We start from the raw sequence: 18,656 nt of genomic DNA, 5'->3' as shown, positions 1-18,656 counted from the left end.
TATTTATTATAGCGCGAAACCCTTATCTTGGGTGAATAATTTGTAAATTACCGCCAAAAGGACCCGTTCACCGGTGATCCACATAGGAGTGGTCCACCTGAATGACAGGGTAATAGCGGTCGGAGAGAGCCTTGATTTTGGCCGACAGCTCCCCGCAGACCTGGCTGTCACTCATGGAAAAGCCGTAGGGCACCACCACGTCAAAGATCAGGTTGGTGTGGATGGGCCCGGGGGTGATGCGGAAATCGTGGATGGACAGGGCGGGGTCAATGGACTGGGCCAGGTCGGAAACCTGCCGGCGCAGACCGTCGGTGCGCTCGTCCTGGACCACCGGGTCCATGTGGATGACCGTCTCGATGTGGTGCTTGGCCTTCATTTCCCGCTCAATGTGGTCAATGATATCGTGGATCTCCAAAAAGTCCGCGTTGGCGGGCACCTCGGCGTGGAAGGACATCATGGCCCGGCCGGGGCCGTAGTCGTGGTACACCAGGTCGTGGATGCCCAGAATGGGGCTGTGCCCCGTGGCCAGCTCGTCGATGTCGGCGGCCAGGTCCGGATCCATGGGCCGGCCCAGCAGGGGGTCAATGGTGTCCTTCACCGCCTCAAAGCCCGTTTTCAAAATCAGCAGGGCCACCAGCATGCCCGCCAGCCCGTCGATGGGCAGGGAGGTCAGCCCGCTGGCCAGGGCGGAAATCAGAACCACGCTGGTGGAGGCCATATCCGACAGGGAGTCGGCGGCAGTCGCCTCCATGGCGGCAGAGTGGAGCCGGCGGCCCAGCGCCCGGTTAAACAAAAACATCCAGAACTTCACCCCAATGGCCGCCACCAGAATCACCAGGGAAATGGGAGTGACAGAGACCTGGGAGGGGTGGATGAGGGCGTCCAGGGAGGACTTGCCCACCTCGAAGCCCATAAGCAAAATGGCAAGGGCTACGATCAGCCCGGTGATGTACTCGATCCGGCCGTGGCCGAAGGGGTGGTCGGCGTCCGCCTCCTGGCCGGCCAGACGAAACCCGATGAGGGTGACGATGGAGGTGGCCGCATCGGACAAATTGTTCACCGCATCGGCGATCATGGCCACCGAGGAGGTGAGAATCCCCGCCAGCAGCTTACCCAAAAACAACAAAATATTCAGTCCAAGCCCCATTCCCCCGGAAAACGTTCCGCAACGACGGCGGGTTTCTGGGTCCTGGGCATCCCCGCCTCGCAGGCAAAGTTCAACAAAAAAATCCATCTCTTCTGATCCCTCTCTATAGCTCCCCGCCCAGTTAGCAGGAAATCTTTTTCTGGTAACATTTTATTATCGCATACGGAGAATAGACCGTCAAGGGATATGGCACACATAACAAACACTCTTTTCGGAAATCATAGAGGGAGCCAGAGGGAAAAGAGAAATAGTGGAAAAACGTACTCTCAGCAAAGACACAACAAAAACGGGCAAAAAGAAAGACGGAATTATGCAAAATCACAACGGGTGTGCTTTAACACGATGCTGCGCTAGCGCAGCTACATTGACGGGGAAATTGTGGAAATGATACAATAAAATTGCTGGGCCCCCAGCCCGAGAGAGACACAAAATGGAACATGAAGGAGGGCAGGAGTTTTGCGTTCCCCCTTGGACTCGAAATGAGGGCACAACAAATTTATAAGGAGAGAACAACATGTCAAATCGTTCAGGAGAGAAAAAGATCAGCTTGTATAACCGTTGGCTCAATGGCATTGAGGCGGTGGGCAACAAGCTGCCTCACCCCATTGCACTGTTTGCCCTTTTGGCTTTGCTGATTGTGATCATTTCTGCGGTGTGCGCGGCGATGGGCGTATCTGCCACCGGCGAACTGATTTCTGGGGATGAGCTGAAGGAGACTACAGTAACCGCAGTCAGCCTGCTGACGAAAGATGGATTGGCGTACATCTTCTCCAAAGCAGTGAGCAACTTTACCTCTTATGCACCCTTGGGAATGGTGCTGGTGGCCATGCTTGGCGTGGGCGTGGCGGAACAGTCCGGGCTGATCAACGCTCTGCTCAAGCAGACCGTGAAGGTCACCCCCAAGGCCTTTATTACCCCCGTGGTGGTGTTTCTGGGTGTTATGTCCAACATCGCCTCCGACGCCGGCTACGTGGTGCTGATCCCCCTGGGGGCTATGGTATTCCGGGCCTATGGCCGGCACCCCATGGCAGGTCTGGCCGCCGCCTTCTGCGGTGTGTCCGGCGGATTCTCCGCCAACCTGTTGGTAGGCACTCTGGACCCCCTGCTGGCGGGTATTTCCCAGACGGCTGCCTCCATCATTGATCCCAACTACCATGTGGCGGTCATGGGTAACTACTATTTCATGTGTGCCTCCACTTTCCTGATCACCATATTGGGCACCATTATCACCGACAAGCTGGTGGAGCCCCGCCTGGAGGCCTTTGGCGGCGAGCTGCTGGCCGACGAGGACACCTCCCTGACCACCATTACACCCGAGGAGAAGAAGGGCTTAAAACGGGCGGGTATCGTGGCTTTGATTTTTGTCCTGGTGATTGTGGCCGCCTGCATCCCCCAGAACTCCTTCTTCCGCAATGCCAACGGCTCTCTGTTGGGCCGGCCCGCCTCCCCCCTCATTGACGGCGTGGTGGTTCTCATTGCTCTTTTGTTCTTCTTTCCCGCCGTGGCCTTTGGCAAGACCGTGGGCACCCTGAAGGACCACCGGGAGGTCTGCAACGCCATGTCCAAGTCCATGGCCGCTATGGGCTCCTTCCTGGCCCTGGCCTTTGTTTCCTCCCAGTTTATTCAGTATTTCAACTATACCAAGCTGGGCACCATCATCGCCCTCAACGGCGCCAACTTCCTCCGGGAGGCCAAGGTGGGCCTGATCCCGCTCATGGTGATTTTCGTCCTCTTCTCCGCCTTCATGAACCTGTTTATGGGCTCGGCCTCCGCCAAGTGGAATATTTTGGCCCCCGTGTTTGTGCCCATGTTCATGCTCCTGGGCTACAGCCCCGAGCTGTGCCAGCTGGCCTACCGCATCGGCGACTCCAGCACCAACATTATTACCCCCATGATGACCTACTTCGCTGTGATCGTGGTCTTTGCCCAGCGCTATGACAAAAAGGCGGGCATCGGCACCATTACAGCCACTATGTTGCCCTACAGCATCTGCTTCCTGTTCTTCTGGACCATTATGCTGGTGATTTGGCTGTCTCTGGGGCTGCCCATCGGCGTGGACACCGGCCTGTTCTACCCCGCGGTATAACTATACTTTGTGTAAATCCAACTTTGTGTAAATCCAAGGCCGCGGCCGGAAAACCCGGCCGCGGCCCGTTTTAGCAAGGAGGACTTTTGTTTATGATCAACCGACAGCGTCTATTGGAGACCTTTTTGGACTATGTGCGCATCGACAGTGAGAGCACCCATGAGGGGGCCATGGCAGACCGTCTGGCCGTCGATTTGGAGGCCATTGGCTGCCGGGTGGAGCGGGACAACAGTCAGGCCCAGACGGGCAGCGAAACGGGCAACCTGTTCTGCACCCTCCCGGCCACCGGCCCTGGCCAGCCCCTGCTGTTGTGCGCCCACATGGATACGGTGACCCCCGGCGTGGGGGTGGAACCGGTCATCGAGGAGGGAGTGATCCGCAGCAAGGGAGACACCGTCCTGGGCGGCGATGATAAATCGGGAGTGGTGGCCATTGTGGAGGCTATGCGCACCGTAGTGGAGCAAAACCTCCCCCACCCGGAGCTGCAGGCAGTGTTTACCGTCTGTGAGGAGATCGGCCTGAAAGGCTCCCGGCACATGGATTACAGCCTGCTGGCAGGGAAACGGGCGGTGGTTCTGGACAGCAGCGGGGACGCGGGCAAAATCATTACCAGCGCTCCGGGGCAGTATAAGCTCAATGCCACCGTGGTGGGACGCCGGGCTCACGCCGGTGTGGCTCCGGAGGAGGGGATAAGCGCCATCCAGGTGCTGGCCCACGCCATCGCCAACATGAAGCTGCTGCGCATTGACGAGGAGACCACCGCCAACATTGGTTCCGTCTGTGCCCAGTATGCCACCAACATTGTCCCGGAGCGGGCCCAGATCCAGGCCGAAGCCCGCAGCCGCAGCGATGAAAAGCTGGAAGCCCAGGGCAAGCATATGATGGACTGCCTGGAGCAGGCCTGCCAGAAGTTTGGAGCCACCCTGGAGGGCGGCTTGAGCCGGTCCTATACCGCTTATTCCTACCGGGAGGACGATCCCTTTGTGCTGGCTGTATCCCAGGCCTGTCGCCGGGCGGGTCTGACCCCCTCCCTGGCGGCCAGCGGCGGCGGAAGCGACGCCAATAATCTCAACGCCCACGGAGTCCAGGCCCTTGTGCTGGGTACGGGAATGACCAAGGTGCACACCACCCAGGAGGAGATTACCGTCAAAAATCTGGAGGATACCGCGGCTCTGGCCCTGGCCTTGATGACGGAATAAGAGGAGAAAATGGGGCGTGGGAAAGTTCACAAAAAATTCATACTGGAGTCACGGTTTTGACGTAAATGTTTGGTACTTTATACTCGTAACCAGTGATTCAAAAAATATCTCCCATTTCTCCCTCTCCTTTACAACACACACAGGTAAAAGGCCCCGGGTTAAAAACCGGGGCCTTTTGCTGTCAATTTTTCCCCTTTCAATGGGGTGGGATGTTAACAAAAAATTCACCTGCGATACATAAAATCGCCATGTTTCTCCGATAGAATAAACGCGTACCCAGACAAGAGGTACCTCCCATTTCTCCCTCTCCTTTACAACACACACAGGGAAAGGGCCCCGGCTCAAACCGGGGCCCTTTGCTGTTCCAACCACAGGGAACGTTTGTTAACAAAAAATTCACCTGCGATACATAAAATCGCCATGTTTCTTCGATATTATAAACACGTACCCAGACAAAACTCTTCCATTTCTCCCTCTCCTTTACAACACACACAGCAAAAGCCCCCGGGGGTAACCCCGGGGGCTTTTGTGTTATGGAGCCGTTTCGCCATTAAGGCGCTTTTTTATGCCGTCCCGGCCCACAGCGCCCCGCTCTTCCTCCAAACGGGTCATTTTCCGTTTGCGGGCGGAGGAAAAGGCCAGCTTTTGGGCCAAGGTGTTGAGATCCCCGCTCTGGATGCACTGCCGGTAGGAACGGAGATTTTCCTCCAGCTGTTCCAGAGCCGCCCCCAGTGCGTGGGCATTCATGGAAAACAGCTGGGTCCACAAGGACACATCCAGGGCGGCCACCCGGGTGCAGCCCCGGAAGGAGTCCCCCTCAAAGCCCTGGTACTGGAACAGGCTGGGGTCATCACAAACCGATACTGCGATGATGTGCATCATCTGACTGGTGTAGGCGATAATGGCGTCGTGCTGTTCCGGAGTGGTTTTGACCACGTCGGCACAGCCGATGTGACGGGCCAGCCGTTCCATCAGGGCCACATGCTCGGGAGAGGACTGCTGGTTGGGGGTGAGAATGTAGTGGGCGCCCTGGAACATATTGACCAAGGCGTGCTGGATGCCGGAAAACTCCGTTCCCGCCATGGGGTGTCCCCCCACAAAGGAGACGGTATCGGGGAGTACCTTTGCCCCCTCCAGAATGGCCCCTTTGACGCCGCAGACATCGGTGACCATGGCTCCAGGTTTGAAGTGGTCCCGGTGCTGCTCCATAAACTCCACAATCCCCCTGGGATGCAGGCACAAAAATACCAGATCCCCCTCCCGCAGGGCGGGAACGGGGTCGTCCCATGCCTGGTCTACAATGCCGTTTTCCAGAGCGTAGCGCAGGGTGGGCTGGCTGACATCTACCCCCACGATCTCGTAATCTTCAAAGCCATGGAGGGCCTTAGCCAGGGAGCCGCCAATGAGGCCCAGGCCCACAATGACAAGATGTTTACTCATAAATGGTTCCTCCGTATTCTCCGCCACGGGTGGATATGGTCACTGTAGCACGTTTGTCGGTTTGGGTCAAGGAAAGGATTTTAAGGAGATAGTTGTGCTGCAAGTTCCAGAAAATGTATAAAAACGTCTTACAAACTCGCAGGTACTGCCTATGGGTAGAGGGGGCGGTGAGCCGCCCGAACGACAAAGGAGGAATACAGCATGGCAAGCGGACAAACCAGCCGCTATGGACTCAGCCAGTGGCAGCCGGAGGACAAGGTGCTCCGGGAGGAATTTAATGGGGACAACGGCAAAGTGGATGCCGCCCTGGGAGGTCTGGCGGACCAGATGGACACCAAGGCGGGCCAGGCAGACCTGGATGGGGTGAAGACTCAGTTGGCGACCAAGGCAGCCCAGAGCGCTCTGAACAGCCTGTCGGCTTCGGTGACGGCGGGGCTGGCTAAAAAGTATGGGACGGACAACTCCTATATCAAAACGGGGAGCTATGTGGGTGACGGTACATTTGTCCGGTCCATCACAGTAGGCTTTCGTCCTTCGCTGGTAATGATTTTTTCTATGGATTGTGACAATACGGACTATAATCATGCGTTTTTATTGGGCGACGACAGTGTTCAAGTGGTAATTCCCATTAAATTCCGCACAAAAATCTGCCAAGATTGGCTTCAATTTACGGATACCGGGTTTACCCTACATTTGGAAACCACATCCTATTCCCACTTTAATAGCCAGGATTTATCTTTTTATTACATTGCCCTTAAATAGCGATAAGAAAAGCAGCCCCCCAATTGGGGGGCTGCTTTTGATTTGCCCAAGTTCGACAGCAATCAGATCAAAATCTGATTAGCCCTTGACCTCAGTGATCATGACAGCAACCAGAGCGCCGTCGTCAATGATCAGGATGGTCTCGTCGTTCTTGTCGGTCTTGATGCCGTCAGCATCGGTCACGGACAGCACGTCGCCGTCGAAGTAGCCGACCACAGCCACATTGTCGCCGGAAGGACGATAGTTGTAGTTCTCACCATCGTAATCGAAGCCCAGGATACCAGCGGAGGTCATAGCCTTAGTGCCCTCGTAGGTATAGATTACCTCGACATCCTCAGGATCGGGAACATTCTCATCCACGTCGGTAACAAAGCCCTTGGTGTTGTAGGTGATGCCGAAGTAGACACCGATCTCCTTCTCGTCCAGCTCGAACAGCTTCTCCATAGCGTTGGTGTCGGCCTTCACGTTCAGAGTGGTGACCTCACCGTCCACAATGGCGTCATACACATAGTAGGTGCCGGAGGAATCCTTGATGGGCTTGCCCTCGTTGGCAGCGCTCAGGCCCACGACGAAGGCAACATCCTTGGCAGCACCCTTGACGGAAGCGCCCTCAGTGGTGACCACGATCACCTTGGCGATGCCGCTCTTGGTGTAGGCAATGACGTTCTCGCCAGCAGCGCTGATCTCAGGAACATTGTTGTAGCCCACATACAGGTTGTACTCATCCTCGCTGACGTCGTCAGCCACGATGAACACGGTGTTCTTGTCGGCGTTCAGGTACAGGTTGCCGTCGTCATTGGTCAGCTTAACGCTGGAGTTGCCATTCTTGGTCATCTCAGCGGTGCCGGTGCCGTTGGCGTTGGTCTTGACGGACATGGTGTAGGTGCCGTCATCCTCCTCGGAGTAGGCAACGATCTGGTTCTTCAGGTTGTCGAAGTTCTCCTCAACAGCGTCGCCGTTCTCGTCCTTCAGCTCATACTTCTTGGCGGTGTCGCCGTCGATCTCCACCTTGGAGAGGATGGTGCCGTCAGTCAGCAGCAGCTTGGCGTAGAACACGTCGTCAGCGTTCTGGAAGGTAGCGCTATCCACACCGATGTCCATGACATAGGCGTAGTCGTTGGACTCGAAGGCCTCGTCCATCTTGATGATGTTGCCCTGCTGGTCCACATAGAAGGCCACACTCTGGCCAACGGAATCGGTGGTCAGCTTGTCGTCGGCAAAGGTCTTGCTGTACTTGTAGGTGGTCTCGTCGATGGTCACGCTGTCGTTAGCCTTAATCTTGCTGGCCTCACCCTCAACGCGCTCAGCCAGGCCGATCACGGACTCCACGGACCAAGTGTCAGAACCCTCGTCATAGGACTTGGTGTAGAGGATGATGTCCTCCTCATCATAGCCCTCGATGTCGAACTCCAGGCTCTGATCATCGATAGTGATGGTGCCATCGTCAACCTTATTGACCTCAGCCACGAAGGTGTCAACGATAGAAACAATTACCAGAGAAATGGAGACAGTCTCACCGTCCACAACAGTGGTGAAGTCGTCATCCACATACACATAGGTAGTAGCGCCGCGGTTGATGCCCTTCAGATCCTTGGTGTCGTTAGCGACCACGTCAGTCTTGGTGAACATATCCTTGTCCTCACCAGTCTGCTCGTAAGCCTCTTCGCCATTCAGGAACATAATCCACTCATAGTCCTTGGCCACGTTCTTGCCCACGGTGTCATACATGACGTTGCTCTTCACAGGGCCCTCGAACACATAGTCAGCATCCTTGGCGTAGGTGCCGATCTCCACATTCTTGTAGGTCCACTTGTTGGAGGGAGCGCCGAAGTTGTTGAAGGCAGAGTCATCCAGCTTCAGGGAGCCCAGGTACAGCTTCTCGCCCAGTTCCACAATGCGCTGGCCGGAGTTGACCAGGCTGCCGGAAACATTCAGGCTCTTGATAGCGCCGGAGTAATTCTCACCGCTGGTGATGTAGTTGTAGGTGACCTTACCAGCCTCAACGGACACGCCGTCAGCCTCCACCTTGATGGTGTCATCGTCAGCCTCAACCATGCCGGACTTCAGGGTGTTCAGAACCAGCTGAGCCACGTCGTTACGAGTCATGGCCTCGCGGACACCAGACTCCACGTCCACAAACAGGTCGATCTTGGTGCCCTGGCTCACGGTGGCCAGCTGCCAGTCATCGCCGAAATCGGACTGGTACTGGAAGTAGCCCAGAGCCTTCATCAGCATCAGGGCAGCCTGAGCAGTGGTGACGGTCTGATCGCCGCCGTAGATAGTGGCGCTCATACCAGAGGTGATGCCGTTGGTGTAGCAGGCAGCCACATAGGGCTCAGCCCAAGAGGGGACATCGGTGAAGGGAGAGGTGCCCTCATAGCTGGCCACACGGTAGTCCATGAGGTTCGCCATGACAACAGCCATCTCGTTACGGGTGACGTTCTGGTCAGGATTGAAGTCTCCATTCTCGTCGCCAACCATGACGCCGATCTTCTGGAGAACCTCGATGGCTTCCTGGTTGTCCTCGGAAGTCACATCCTTGTAGCTCGCGCCGGTGCCGACGACCATCATGCCCAGCAGCATGACGGAAGCCATCGCCAGGCTCAGAGCCCGCTTCAGGTTTCTCATTCGGAATTCCTCCTTAAATTTTTCTTGGCTCGCAAATGTAACTTTTTGAGCCTCATTTTCGAGAAAAATTCCCGAAAACTTGGGGTTTGGGAACTATTTTGACCAACTAGTCAAGTATAACTCCCCTTGCCTCGGCATTATAATATCAGATGCCAGAGGGGAAGTCAACAGCTCCGGGGCAAGTGTAACAAAACCGTAATATTGCGCCCCCACTGTTACAATGGGGGAAAACAGCAACTTTTCCGGGGGTATTTTGGGGTTTTCCTCGTGGCTGCCACAAGATATAGTCCCCCCTCCCTTTGGGCGGGGGAAGGGAAGATGTTTCACACACACGTACACCCAAAGGGAACCTGTCTGTCAGCAAAAAACTCCCCCAGGTCTGTATGACCTGAGGGAGTGGTGCTGCCTTATATATAATATGGTATGAAAAAATCGGCGTCACACTTCCATAATCACAGGCAGGATCATGGGGGAGCGCTTGGTCTTTTTATAAAGGTAGTTGGACATATCCCCCTTGATGACCCCTTTGATGGCGGACCAGTCGGTGGCGTAACGGGTGTCCACGCTCTGCAGGGCCTCCAGGGCCACCTGGCGCAGCTCCTCCAGCAGGCCCTCGGACTCCTTGACGTACACAAAGCCACGGGTAATGATATCCGGGCCGGAGACCAGGCTGCCGTCCTCTCCCGACATGGAGAGCACCACCACGATCATGCCGTCCTGGGCCAGGTGCCGGCGGTCCCGGAGCACCACGCTGCCCACATCGCCCACGCCGTAGCCGTCCACAAAGACCTGGCCGGCGGTGACGGTCCCCGCCAGCTTGGCGGACTTGGGGGTGAACTCCATCACCCGGCCGATGTCGCTGATGAGCACATGGTTGGGGTCCATGCCCATGCTCTGGGCCAGCTTGGAGTGGATTTGCAGCATCCGCTGCTCGCCGTGGATGGGAATGAAGAACTTGGGCTTGACCAGAGCGTGGATGATCTTCAGCTCCTCCTGGCAGGCGTGGCCGGAGACGTGGAGGGCCAGCTCCCGCTCGTTGAGCACCTCGGCCCCCTTGCGGTAAAGCTCGTTGACCACGTTGCCGATGGCATTTTCGTTGCCGGGGATGGCGGAGGCGGAGATGATCACCCGGTCCCCGGGCATCAGATCCACCTGCCGGTGGGTGTTAAAGGCCATCCGGGTCAGGGCGGACATGGTCTCGCCCTGGCTGCCGGTGGTGATGATACACACCTTGTGCTTGGGGAGGGACTTGATGTGGTTGAGGTCCATGAGGATGCCGTCAGGGATGTTCATATACCCCAGCTCGGTGGACACCTTCATAATGTTCTCCATGGACCGTCCGGTGACCGCCACCTTCCGGCCGTACCGGGCAGCCACATCGATGATCTGCTGGATGCGGTCCACGTTGGAGGCGAAGGTGGTGACGATGATCCGCTCTTCGCAGCCCCGGAACAGAGCGTCGAAGGAGGCACCCACGCTGCGCTCGCTGCGGGTGTAGCCCGGGCGCTCCACGTTGGTGGAGTCGGCCAGCAGGGCCAGCACGCCCTCCTTGCCCAGCTCGCCCAGACGGGCCAGGTCCATCATGCCACCCTGGATGGGGGTGGTGTCGATCTTGAAGTCGCCGGTGTGGACGCACACGCCCACCGGACACTTGATGGCAAAGGCCACCGCGTCGGCAATGGAGTGGTTGACGTGGATGAACTCCACGGAGAACTTGCCCGCCTTCACCGTGTCCCCCGCCTCGCAGGTGATGAGCTTGGTCTTGTCCAGCAGGCGGTGCTCCTCCAGCTTCAGCTTGATGAGGCCCGCACTCATCCGGGTGGCGTAGATGGGGGCGTTGATGGACCGCAGCACATAGGGCAGGGCCCCAATATGGTCCTCATGTCCGTGGGTGATGAAGATACCCCGGATCTTGTTCTGGTTTTTGATCAGATAGCTGACGTCGGGGATGACTACATCGATGCCGTACATGTCGTCATCGGGAAAGCCCATGCCGCAGTCGATGACCACGATGTCCCCGCCGTACTCGTAAACCGTCAGGTTTTTGCCGATCTCGTTCAGGCCGCCCAGGGAAATGATTTTCAGTTTTTCTGCCATAAATACTCCTTACTCCTATAAATTTGAGATGTATCCCCGCGTCAGCCCAGCACAAGAAAGCCGTGCTCTTCGCACAGCGAGAGGACGAAGGACGCCCCGCCTGTCCGGCCCTGCCTCGCCGGAGGTGAGCGCGCCCCTTCGCCTTGTCTGAAACAGAAACGCGGATTGTGCCCCGGAACCGTCCCCGCCTGTGGTCGCGGTTTGTGGCTTCCAGGATATATTTAGACGCGCGGGGCGGCTGCTGCCGGCCCCAAACGCGTATAAATCGAAAAAATGGTACTCTTAGTATAGCACACCTTCCGGGGAAAGTATACTAGATGTTTCCAAAAAACAGAAGTGCTAATTTTTTGCTTCCCCTTGGGTAGATTGCGCACAGTTCTCCCGGTCGGCCTGGATGGCCCGCTGGGCAAAGAAATCACACAGCTCCGCCGCCAGCTCCAGGTCAGGCCCCTCCGCCAAAATCCGCAGGGCCTGCCGCCGGGCCAGAGGGGTGAGGTAGACCCAGCCGTTCCCCGTGCGCACCCGCAGCCCCTCCCCGGAGCCCGGCCGGGCCCGGTCCCCCGCCAGGGCCTGCATCACCCGACCCCGGTCGGAGAGCAGAGGCACCTCCCGCCGCCAGGCATGGAAGCGGGGGGTCTTGGCCATCAGGGCCTCCAGCTTCTGCCCCGAGGTCCCCATCCGGGCACAGATCCGGGCCGCCGCACTGGGGGCCGCCCACAGCCAGGGCAGAGAGGCATATAGCCCCCGGGCCTCCTCCCCGTTCCGGTCCAGACGGAGGACCGTCCCCCCGTAGCCCGCCGCCACCAGATCCACCGCAGCGCTCCCTCCCGGGGGCACCGCCACCTTGCCGCCCCCGTTTTCCATCTCAATGAGGGTAACCAGGGTGAGTAGCTGCCCCGAGTCCAGCAGCACCCCCTTCTCATCCTGGGCGGTGAGGCGAAATCCCCCGTGCCCGGCGGAGAAGGCGGGGATACCCGGCCGCCACTGGTCCTCCACCTGACACCCCAGGGCCTTCAGCACCAGTCCCAACGCCCGGTCCTCGGGGGTGTCCCGGCCCACCCCCACCGTTGGACGGCGGAGGAAGGGCCGGCCCAGGGCTGCCTGGTGGGCCACCGTCTCCGCCCACAGCCGAACAGACAGCTCCAGCCGCTGGGGCTCCGTCACTCGCCCTGCCCGCACCCGGCGCAGCTCCCCCTGGGCCATGGCGTGCTCCAGCTTCCGCTCCCAGACCCGGTCCGGGGGCAGGCCCCGGGAGTCAAAGAAGTGGAGATAAACCGGCCCCTCCCCCTCCGCCTCCACGAAGAGGGTGATGGCCAGCTTCTCCTTGCCTGCCGCCCAGGCCCACTGAACGGGGCAGTCCAGCTCTCCCGTCCGGCTCACACCCCCGGCGGCGGAAATCCCCGCCGCCGCCGCCCGGGCCAGCATCCGCCCGGCGGGGGTGTTGGAGCAGCCCAGCCCCACCGGACCCTCGGTCCCCAGAATGCTGCCCAGGGTGAGCAGGGCCTCGGGGCCCAGGTCTTCTCCCAGTACCCCCTGAATGGTCCCCCCATCCCCAAAGCGCAGGCTTCCCTTCTGGCTCCCGCTGGTCACCGACCGGGTCAGGCGGCACCCGGACTCCGCCCGTTGGCCGGGCCACAGCTTCACCCGCTCCAGCAGCTGGGCGCCCTCCTCTGCCAGGGCATTTTCCCCCAGAACCGCCCCCTCGTTGAGCACCGCCCCCCGGCGGGCGGTGGAGTTTCGGTCCAGAATGGCTCCATATAAGGTGGCGTGGGGGCCAACCCCCGCCCCTTCCAACAGCACCGACCTCTGGACCATGGCCTTCTCGCCCACCCAGGCCCCCCGGTCCAGCACCACATGGGGACCAATGAGGCAACCCGGCTCCAGCCGCACCTGGGGAGCGATCCAGCAGGGGGGCACCAGCGCCACTCCCTCGGGCACCGGCTGGTCCGCCCAGATGCCCGGGGCGCGGAGGGGCAGGCCGGGGTCCAGCTTTACCTTGCCCCCTAACGCATCGCAGACGCACCCCAGGTAGTCTCCGCAGTCCCCCATGTCCCGCCAGTAGCCCTCCAGGGGGCAGCCGTACAGGGGGGCGTCCTCCGCCAGCAGAGCGGGGAACAGGTCCCGGCCGAAGTCCCAGGCCCTCCCCTTGGGCGCCCGCTCCAGGGCGGCGGGGGAGAGGACATAGATCCCCGTGTTCACCAAGTCGGAGACCACCTGGCCCCAGGCGGGCTTTTCCACAAAGCGCTCCACCCGGCCGTCCGGCCTTGTGACCACCATACCGTACTCCAAAGGGGCCTGGTGGCGGGTGAGGGCCAGGGTGGCGATGGCGCTCCGCTCCCGGTGAAAGGCGGCCAGCCGCCCCAGATCCAGGTCGCACACACAGTCCCCGCTGAGCACCAAAAAGTCCTCGCCCCCCAGATTGGCCCCGCAGTGGGCCACGCTCCCCGCCGTGCCCAGGGGCTCCTCCTCCAGCATGTAGGTAAGCTGAACCCCAAAATCCGTCCCGTCGCCAAAGAAGTCCATCACCGCCTGGGGCTGATGGCCCAGGGTGATAATCAGGTCGGTGACCCCGTGGCTCTTCAAAAGTCCAATGAGGTGCTCCAGCACCGGCCGCCCCAACAGGGGCAGCATGGGCTTGGGGCTGCCCAAGGTCAGGGGACGCAGGCGCGTCCCCTCTCCCCCTGCCATGATCACTGCTTTCATATGGATGATCCCGCCCTCTCTGCATCAATTCTGTGAGAGTTAGTATGGCTCCGCCGCCCTTCTTTCATCCCCGGCCCTTGTCCCGGAGAGCGGGGCATGGTATACTCGTCTCAACCACACCAAAAAGGAGCGGAAACGGCCTTGAACATTCAGATTTTCGGAAAAAGCAAGTGCTTCGACACGAAAAAGGCGGAGCGTTATTTTAAGGAGCGGCGCATCAAATTTCAGGCGGTGGACGTGAAAAAGTTCGGCATGAGCCGGGGGGAGCTGGCCAGCGTGAAGAACGCGGTGGGTCTGGAGGCCATGGTGGACCCCGGCCACCCCGACGCCGTGCTGCTGTCCTACCTGGCCAGCGATCAGGCCAAGCTGGACAAGCTCTTTGAGGACCCCACCCTGCTGCGTACCCCCATCGTCCGCAACGGAAAGCAGGCCACCGTGGGCTACTGCCCCGATGTGTGGGCCAAGTGGGAGTAAAGTCCGGTCTATCGGACAATTCTTTCGGTATGCTGGTGGTATGACCAAAAAAGGAGAGGATATTCGTGGCAAAAAGTTCCAATCAAAAGACCAAACTGCTGCGCCTTTCCCAGCTGCTGCTGCGGCAGACTGACGAGGACCATCCCATGCCCGTGGCCCAGATCATTGAGGAGCTGGGGAAGTACGACATCAAGGCCGAGCGCAAGAGCATCTATGACGACCTGGAGGTGCTGCGCCAGCTGGGGATGGACGTGCAGTGCCGAAAGGGCCGGGCTCCGGGGTGGTTCATCGGGGAGCGGGAGTTCCAGCTGCCCGAGGTGAAACTGCTCATGGACGCGGTTCAGTCCTCCCGCTTTCTCACCCAGAAAAAGAGCGACGCCCTGCTTTCCAAGCTGGAGTCCCTGGCCAGCGTCCACCAGGCCCGGCAGCTGCAGCGGCAGGTGTACGTCAGCGGACGGATCAAGGTGATGAACGAGAGTATCTATTATAATGTAGATAAGATCCACACCGCTCTGGGACGGCAGCGGGCCATTACCTTTAAATATTTCGATTACGACATCCACCGGGAGAAGATCTACCACCGGGACGGGCGGCGGTACACCGTCTCCCCCTACGGCCTCATCTGGAACAACGAGAACTATTACCTGGTGGCCTTCGACCACCTGAACCGGGAGATGCGCCACTACCGGGTGGACAAGATGACCGACATCGTGGTCACCTCCCTGGACCGGGAGGGGCGGGAGCTGTACCCCAACTTCCAGATCGCCCAGTACGGCCAGAAGCATTTCGGCATGTACTCCGGCCGGGAGGTGACGGTGACCCTCCGGGGCCGGCGCTCCATGGCGGGGGTGGTGTGGGACCGCTTCGGCCAGGAGGTCATTCTGGTGCCCGACGGGGAGGACCACTTCACCGTCACCCTGCCGGTGGTGATGAGCCCCCAGTTTTTCGGCTGGCTCTTCGGCCTGGACGGGGGACTGGTGCTCACCGCACCCCCCTCGGCGGTGACGGAGTACCGCAGGCGGCTGACCTCCGCTCTGGAGGAGTCCGAACCCTGAGACCCTTGCACCCAACAAAAAGCCCCCGCCCTGTGCCTTTGGCACGGGGCGGGGGCTCCTTTTATAATTTCCCGGGGAATGGCTTACAGCAGGATGGCGCCCTTGTCGGCAGAGGAGACCAGCTTGGCATAGCGGGCCAGGTAGCCGGTCTTGATCTTAGGCTCGGGGCACACCCACTTGGCCTTCCGGTCGGCCAGGGTGGCTTCGTCCACCTTCAGGGTGATGGAGTGGTTGGGGATGTCGATGGCGATGAGGTCGCCCTCCTCCACCAGACCAATGGGGCCGCCGGAGGCGGCTTCGGGGGAGACGTGGCCGATGGAGGCCCCCCGGGTGGCGCCGGAGAAGCGGCCGTCGGTGATGAGGGCCACGTCCTTGTCCAGGCCCATTCCCGCAATGGCGGAGGTGGGATTGAGCATCTCCCGCATGCCGGGGCCGCCCTTGGGGCCCTCGTAGCGGATGACCACCACGTCGCCGGCCACGATTTTACCGGCGTAGATGGCCTCGATGGCCTCCTCCTCGGAGTTAAATACCCGGGCGGGGCCCTCATGGACCATCATCTCGGGGGCCACGGCGGACTGCTTGACCACACAGCCGTCGGGGGCCAGGTTGCCCTTGAGGACGGCGATGCCGCCGGTGGGGGAGTAGGGGTTGTCGATGGGCCGGATCAGGTTGGTGTCCCGGTTGACCACGCCCTCCAGGTTTTCCGCAATGGTCTTTCCGGTGCAGGTCATCAGGCTGGTGTCCAGCAGGTCCTTTTTGCTGAGCTCCGCCATGACGGCGTAGACGCCGCCCGCCCGCTCCAGGTCCTCCATGTAGGTGTCCCCGGCGGGGGCCAGGTGGCAGAGGTTGGGGGTCTTGCCGGAAATCTCGTTGGCCATGTCGAAGGACAGCTCAATGCCGCACTCGTGGGCGATGGCGGGGAGGTGGAGCATGGTGTTGGTGGAGCAGCCCAGGGCCATGTCAATGGTCTCGGCGTTGTGGAAGGCCGCCTCGGTCATGATGTCCCGGGGGCGGATGTTCTTGGCCACCAGGTCCATGATCTGCATGCCCGCGTGCTTGGCCAGGCGCAGCCGGGCGGAGTAGACGGCGGGGATGGTGCCGTTGCCCCGGAGGGCCATGCCGATGGCCTCGGTGAGGCAGTTCATGGAGTTGGCGGTGTACATGCCGGAGCAGGAGCCACAGGTGGGGCAGGCGTTGTTCTCGTACTCCTCCACGCCCTCCTCGTCCAGCTTGCCGGCGTAGTAGGCGCCCACCGCCTCAAACATGTGGGACAGGCAGGTGCGGCGGCCGCTGTTCAGGGTTCCGGCCAGCATGGGACCGCCGGAGACGAAGATGGTGGGGATGTTCACCCGGGCGGCGGCCATGAGCAGACCCGGCACGTTCTTGTCGCAGTTGGGGATCATCACCAGGCCGTCAAACTGGTGGGCCATGGCCATGGCCTCGGTGGAGTCGGCGATGAGGTCCCGGGTGACCAGGGAGTACTTCATGCCCACGTGGCCCATGGCGATGCCGTCACACACGGCGATGGCGGGGAACTCCACAGGGGTGCCGCCGGCGGCACGGATGCCCGCCTTCACCGCCTCGGCGATCTTGTCCAGGTTCATGTGACCGGGGACGATCTCATTGTAGGAACACACCACGCCGATGAGGGGCCGCTCCAGCTCCTCCTTGGTGTAGCCCAGGGCGTAGAGCAAAGAGCGGTTGGGGGCGGTGGGGATACCTTTTTTCACAACGTCGCTGCGCATGGAAAACCTACCTCCTCATAAAATCAAAATCAGTTGTCTGATTTCTCTTGCATTGTCTGACTACATATTATATGATAGGGCTAGAAATGTCAAGCCCAACCGGGGGCGCAAGGAGGAATTTTCATGGAAAAGCAGAGCCGGTCCCAGCAGGCGGCCCAGACCCTGTACCGCCAAATCGTGGTGGAAAAGGCCCTCTCCCCGGGGGAGAAGCTGCCCAACGAGGTGGAGCTTTCGGCCCAGCTTGGGGTGAGCCGGGCCACCCTGCGGGAGGCCATCCGGGAGCTCACCGCCCAGGGGGTGCTGGAGGTGCGCCGGGGCAAGGGCACCTTTGTGGCCCAACAGGTGGGGGAAATGGGGGACTTCGGCTTTGGCGGACTGGCCCGGGTGAAGGGACAGCTGCGGGACCTGTTTGAGCTGCGGTCCATCTTTGAGCCCCAGGCCGCCCGGCTGGCCTGCGGCCGGGCCACCCCGGAGGAGCTGGCCGACATTCTGGCCAAGGGGGAGGCGGTGGAGGTCTGTATCCGGGCGGGGAGCGACCGCACCCGGGCCGACCGGGCCTTTCACGCCGCCATTGTCCGCTCCACCCACAACGAGTTTATGGTCCGCCTGCTTCCGGTCATCAACCAGGCGGTGGAGACCGCCATCGGCACAGGGGAGAACCGGGAGGCCCTGGCCCAGGTCACCCTTCAGGACCACGCTCTGCTCATGGACTTCCTCCGCCGCCGGGACGAGGAGGGGGCGGAGCACGCCATGGCCATCCACATGCGCCACGCCATGGACGAGATGGGGCTGGAGTGACCGCCCCTTAACGGGAGAAATTGTCCTTCTCCCGTTGACGTTTTGCCCTTCCTTTGTTATTCTGGACAGGACACGTCCAACGATCGACAGAAACGGAGTCTTTTCATGGAGCAGTTTATTTTTGTCATCAACCTCATCGGCACGGTGGCCTTTGCCGCCTCGGGTGCCATGATCGGTTTGCAGAAGAAAATGGACATTTTTGGGGTGTGCATTCTGGGGCTGACCACCGCCGTGGGGGGCGGGATCATCCGGGACCTGATTTTGGGGCTCACCCCCCCGGCTGCCTTCCGGGACCCCACCTGCGCCATGGTGTCTCTGGCCACCTCCGCTCTGTTTTTCCTGTGGCATATCCGCCGCCTGCTCATGCACAACCCAGACCACTTCAACCGGCTGCTGTTCTGGATGGACGCCCTGGGACTGGGGGCCTTCTCGGTCATCGGGGTACAGATGGCCTATGAGCAGGTGGACCACCCCACCCTCTTTCTCGCCGTATTTGTGGGGGTGCTCACCGGGGTAGGGGGC

General features: G+C 60.1%; 14 protein-coding genes. 8 read left to right on the top strand and 6 right to left on the bottom strand.

Annotation, left to right across the window (positions count from 1 at the left end; genetic code table 11):
• Positions 1-67: 67 nt before the first annotated feature.
• A complete protein-coding gene (locus tag B5E43_RS08595) occupies positions 68-1,234 on the bottom strand; it encodes a cation diffusion facilitator family transporter (RefSeq protein ID WP_087395817.1) in 1,167 nt (388 codons plus the stop codon).
• Between the two features lie 427 nt (positions 1,235-1,661).
• Here B5E43_RS08595 and B5E43_RS08590 point away from each other — a divergent pair, with 427 nt between their 5' ends.
• From B5E43_RS08590 to B5E43_RS14895, 3 genes are all read left to right on the top strand, one after another.
• A complete protein-coding gene (locus tag B5E43_RS08590) occupies positions 1,662-3,233 on the top strand; it encodes an AbgT family transporter (RefSeq protein WP_087395816.1) in 1,572 nt (523 codons plus the stop codon).
• Positions 3,234-3,325: 92 nt separating this feature from the next.
• Complete coding sequence (locus B5E43_RS08585; protein WP_087395814.1) at positions 3,326-4,432, top strand: M20/M25/M40 family metallo-hydrolase; 1,107 nt, start codon at positions 3,326-3,328, stop codon at positions 4,430-4,432.
• A 16-nt stretch (positions 4,433-4,448) separates the two neighbouring features.
• The gene (locus B5E43_RS14895) at positions 4,449-4,673 is read left to right on the top strand and encodes a hypothetical protein (protein WP_143382979.1); all 225 of its coding nucleotides are present in this window, start codon (positions 4,449-4,451) and stop codon (positions 4,671-4,673) included.
• A 290-nt stretch (positions 4,674-4,963) separates the two neighbouring features.
• On the opposite strand, the gene B5E43_RS08580 is transcribed toward B5E43_RS14895, so the two are convergent.
• Positions 4,964-5,872, bottom strand: a complete 909-nt coding sequence (locus tag B5E43_RS08580; RefSeq protein ID WP_087395811.1) for a prephenate dehydrogenase/arogenate dehydrogenase family protein — start codon at positions 5,870-5,872, stop codon at positions 4,964-4,966.
• Positions 5,873-6,073: 201 nt separating this feature from the next.
• On the opposite strand from B5E43_RS08580, the gene B5E43_RS08575 reads away from it, so the two are divergent.
• Entirely contained in the window at positions 6,074-6,634 is a 561-nt protein-coding gene (locus B5E43_RS08575; protein WP_087395809.1) for a hypothetical protein, read from the top strand.
• Positions 6,635-6,712: 78 nt separating this feature from the next.
• On the opposite strand, the gene B5E43_RS08570 is transcribed toward B5E43_RS08575, so the two are convergent.
• The 3 genes from B5E43_RS08570 to B5E43_RS08560 form a co-directional block, all read right to left on the bottom strand.
• Positions 6,713-9,262 (bottom strand): S-layer homology domain-containing protein, encoded by a 2,550-nt coding sequence (locus B5E43_RS08570; RefSeq protein ID WP_087395808.1) that lies wholly within the window; start codon positions 9,260-9,262, stop codon positions 6,713-6,715.
• A gap of 438 nt (positions 9,263-9,700) precedes the next feature.
• Positions 9,701-11,359, bottom strand: a complete 1,659-nt coding sequence (locus B5E43_RS08565; RefSeq protein WP_087395806.1) for a ribonuclease J — start codon at positions 11,357-11,359, stop codon at positions 9,701-9,703.
• Between the two features lie 339 nt (positions 11,360-11,698).
• The gene (locus tag B5E43_RS08560; protein WP_087395804.1) at positions 11,699-14,062 is read right to left on the bottom strand and encodes a sugar phosphate nucleotidyltransferase; all 2,364 of its coding nucleotides are present in this window, start codon (positions 14,060-14,062) and stop codon (positions 11,699-11,701) included.
• Between the two features lie 141 nt (positions 14,063-14,203).
• Here B5E43_RS08560 and B5E43_RS08555 point away from each other — a divergent pair, with 141 nt between their 5' ends.
• Positions 14,204-14,536 (top strand): ArsC/Spx/MgsR family protein, encoded by a 333-nt coding sequence (locus tag B5E43_RS08555; RefSeq protein WP_087395801.1) that lies wholly within the window; start codon positions 14,204-14,206, stop codon positions 14,534-14,536.
• Between the two features lie 65 nt (positions 14,537-14,601).
• Positions 14,602-15,591 carry a WYL domain-containing protein gene (locus tag B5E43_RS08550; protein ID WP_087395799.1) on the top strand — a complete coding sequence of 330 codons (990 nt, stop codon included), beginning with the start codon at positions 14,602-14,604 and terminating at the stop codon, positions 15,589-15,591.
• An 83-nt stretch (positions 15,592-15,674) separates the two neighbouring features.
• Here B5E43_RS08550 and ilvD read toward each other — a convergent pair whose 3' ends face one another.
• A complete protein-coding gene (gene ilvD / locus B5E43_RS08545) occupies positions 15,675-17,336 on the bottom strand; it encodes a dihydroxy-acid dehydratase (RefSeq protein ID WP_087395797.1) in 1,662 nt (553 codons plus the stop codon).
• A 123-nt stretch (positions 17,337-17,459) separates the two neighbouring features.
• On the opposite strand from ilvD, the gene B5E43_RS08540 reads away from it, so the two are divergent.
• A complete protein-coding gene (locus tag B5E43_RS08540; RefSeq protein WP_087395795.1) occupies positions 17,460-18,134 on the top strand; it encodes a FadR/GntR family transcriptional regulator in 675 nt (224 codons plus the stop codon).
• A gap of 105 nt (positions 18,135-18,239) precedes the next feature.
• On the top strand, positions 18,240-18,656 hold a 417-nt coding region (locus B5E43_RS08535), incomplete at its 3' end, for a TRIC cation channel family protein (protein WP_087395793.1).

This window comes from Flavonifractor sp. An100 (assembly GCF_002161175.1).
Classification (GTDB): domain Bacteria; phylum Bacillota; class Clostridia; order Oscillospirales; family Oscillospiraceae; genus Lawsonibacter.
This window is presented reverse-complemented; position numbering and strand designations above follow the sequence as displayed.

Bases quoted from the DNA above. Each gene is read 5' to 3' on its own strand.
- B5E43_RS08595 (WP_087395817.1), bottom strand. From the start codon at position 1,234: ATGGATTTTTTTGTTGAACTTTGCCTGCGAGGCGGGGATGCCCAGGAC.
- B5E43_RS08590 (WP_087395816.1), top strand. From the start codon at position 1,662: ATGTCAAATCGTTCAGGAGAGAAAAAGATCAGCTTGTATAACCGTTGG.
- B5E43_RS08585 (WP_087395814.1), top strand. From the start codon at position 3,326: ATGATCAACCGACAGCGTCTATTGGAGACCTTTTTGGACTATGTGCGC.
- B5E43_RS08580 (WP_087395811.1), bottom strand. From the start codon at position 5,872: ATGAGTAAACATCTTGTCATTGTGGGCCTGGGCCTCATTGGCGGCTCC.
- B5E43_RS08575 (WP_087395809.1), top strand. From the start codon at position 6,074: ATGGCAAGCGGACAAACCAGCCGCTATGGACTCAGCCAGTGGCAGCCG.
- B5E43_RS08570 (WP_087395808.1), bottom strand. From the start codon at position 9,262: ATGAGAAACCTGAAGCGGGCTCTGAGCCTGGCGATGGCTTCCGTCATG.
- B5E43_RS08565 (WP_087395806.1), bottom strand. From the start codon at position 11,359: ATGGCAGAAAAACTGAAAATCATTTCCCTGGGCGGCCTGAACGAGATC.
- B5E43_RS08560 (WP_087395804.1), bottom strand. From the start codon at position 14,062: ATGAAAGCAGTGATCATGGCAGGGGGAGAGGGGACGCGCCTGCGTCCC.
- ilvD (WP_087395797.1), bottom strand. From the start codon at position 17,336: ATGCGCAGCGACGTTGTGAAAAAAGGTATCCCCACCGCCCCCAACCGC.
- B5E43_RS08540 (WP_087395795.1), top strand. From the start codon at position 17,460: ATGGAAAAGCAGAGCCGGTCCCAGCAGGCGGCCCAGACCCTGTACCGC.